2 protein-coding genes are annotated in these 2,318 nt (G+C 48.0%); one reads left to right on the top strand and one right to left on the bottom strand.

Annotated features, from left to right (window positions below):
- Window positions 1-93 precede the first annotated feature (93 nt).
- Window positions 94-1,905: a hypothetical protein gene (locus tag ABJM11_RS08070; RefSeq protein ID WP_348295714.1), complete on the top strand. Its 1,812-nt coding sequence runs from the start codon at window positions 94-96 to the stop codon at window positions 1,903-1,905.
- A gap of 333 nt (window positions 1,906-2,238) precedes the next feature.
- Here the strand turns inward: ABJM11_RS08070 and ABJM11_RS08065 are convergent, their stop codons facing one another.
- Window positions 2,239-2,307, bottom strand: coding sequence for a hypothetical protein (locus tag ABJM11_RS08065; RefSeq protein WP_348295699.1), 69 nt, complete (start codon window positions 2,305-2,307; stop codon window positions 2,239-2,241).
- Between the last annotated feature and the right edge of the window lie 11 nt (window positions 2,308-2,318).

Below are 2,318 nucleotides of genomic sequence, written 5' to 3'. Positions count from 1 at the left end.
CCAAGCCATTCGCCTTAAGTGTGGCTGGCAGGGCTGACAAGGCCAAAAGAAGCGCTATACTACTGGATATCCAGACAGTATGGCGCTTTTTTTATGAGCACGAAATCTTGCCAAGACCAACTACCTCGAATCCCCGAAACCATCCAGGGCATTCAAGTCAACGGCTGCCGGAACCCTACCTGCAAAAGCTTCTTAGCGTTCACAACCATCAAAGAAACTGATGAAGGTGGCAAGGAGGTGTACGAGAGAGGTAAAGGGCATTACCGCATATCCGGAACTGGCAAAGGCACTGCGTCCCTTTTTTGCTTAAGCTGCATGGAGAATAAGCGAAACGGATTAGAAACTGGGGCAGTCTCAACTTCGCTAAAGAGCAACAAGGCGGTTTATGAAGAACTTCAAAGGATCTCGAAGCACCTACATCCAGCAGAGTTGCGTTGCCCCAACCCAATCTGTGAGACAAACATAAGCGATACGCCGGTATCGGTCAAAAGAAACGGAAGGACATCGAGCGGGAATCAACGTCTCCTATGTCGTGTATGCCGTAAAAGCTTCACAGAGAAACCGAAAAGCCGCAAACGTTCAAAGTCCCACGTTGAGAAAATGCTTTTCAAGCTATTGGTCAGTAAAGCGCCCCTGTCGCGAATAGCGTTCATTCTGGATATTGCACCACAAACGGTTTACGACAAGATTCACCTACTCCACCGCCAATGCCTGCGGTTTGTGGCAGAGAGGGAGCGGAACCTTGGGCAGAAGAAATTCAGGCGGCTTTACCTATCCACTGATAGACAAGTCCTTGTGAGCAATTGGACCCAGCGAGCCGACAAAAGGAACTGTGATATCTACGGTATCGCCACGGCGTGTTTGAATTCCGGGTACGTATTTGCGTTTAACTTCAATTTCGACGGAGAGGTCGATGCGAGTGCAGTCGAGAAGGAAGCTGTAGAGAGTGGAGACTACGAAAAACCCCGATATCACCGGAAGTACGCCCGTATTTGGTTGAGGCAAGAGTTCAATGACGCGATCAAAAAGGCACCTTCGAAAGACAGTATACCGATAGCCGGAAATATCCGTGATGAGGTAAAAATCAGAACCCTGACGGATTCCAAGTACAACACGGCTGACTCATCGGAATTTTTCGATAGAACCAAGGCATTACCCCCAAAAGGTGCCTTAGTCCACAACGAATATACCATGATGGCTCACTTTTACCTTCTAAAACGCTTCTTTAAAGGCGCTGAAAAGACCCGATTCTTCATGGATCTGGACAGCGGGATGAAGACAGCCTATGTAGCCGCATTCAGGGAGAAGATTGCAGCCGGATTATCTGACGGATTCTTGATCAGGGCAGCCAAAAACAAAACCAACGACGAAAAAGAGAAGCTAGTTGCGCAGTTCCGAAAAATGGTTTCTGTGATGTCAGGAGTGCCAGCGCAGCAGCTAACTCCTAAGATTATCATGGACATAACCAACAGCATCATCGCTAATCGGCTGGCAAAACCAATGAAGGTAAACGGTTCTCCTGAGCGATGGATTGAGCACCCTGGAGCAACAAAAGCTGAGCCTGAGAAAATGGTGGCAGCCATAACAGATGTTGAGCGATACGATATTGATCATCAGGCGAATCTTTATCGGATGGCCACGCTAGCGCCTGTAGATCGCTTCTTCATGAGAATCAGGCGCTTTTCTACATTCTTTGAAAGGCCCTTTCAGTCAGGTACAAGCAAGGGGCGGATTTGGTATGGTTATGCCGCTTATGATCCATCTATGTACACCATTATTGGCGACATATTCCGGGTGTATTACAACTACTGCGCACCTAATCAGCAGGGTAAAACGCCTGCGATGAAGTTAGGCCTAGCCAAAGGCCCAGTGGACATAGGGAAAATCATTTACTTTGACGGTTAGTGATAGCCTCTTGGCTAGAGGAAGAATGAGTAAACCGGCCTGTTTCCCGTGATATCAAACGTGAACCAAAGGACTCCATGAAGATCGTAACCTGGAATTGCAACGGAGCGTTGCGAAAGAAGCTCCGAGCAGCTGACAGTCTAGACGCAGACATTCTAGTGGTCCAGGAGTGTGAAAATCCTGCTCTATCGACCGCTGAATACCGAAGCTGGGCAGGCGATTATCTTTGGGTAGGAGACTCCAAAAACAAAGGCATTGGAGTGTTCCCCAAGTGTCAATGGCCATTTATTTTGACCCACCTTTGGCCAATAAAATTGACCCACCTTTCATAGTCTAGCTTGTTGTCTTCTGCTTTAGCCGATAGCTTTCTCCTCCCAGCATAAAGATGTGTGAATGGTGGATGACGCGGTCAA

Source organism: Marinobacter sp., assembly GCF_039977835.1.
GTDB lineage: Bacteria > Pseudomonadota > Gammaproteobacteria > Pseudomonadales > Oleiphilaceae > Marinobacter.
This window is presented reverse-complemented; position numbering and strand designations above follow the sequence as displayed.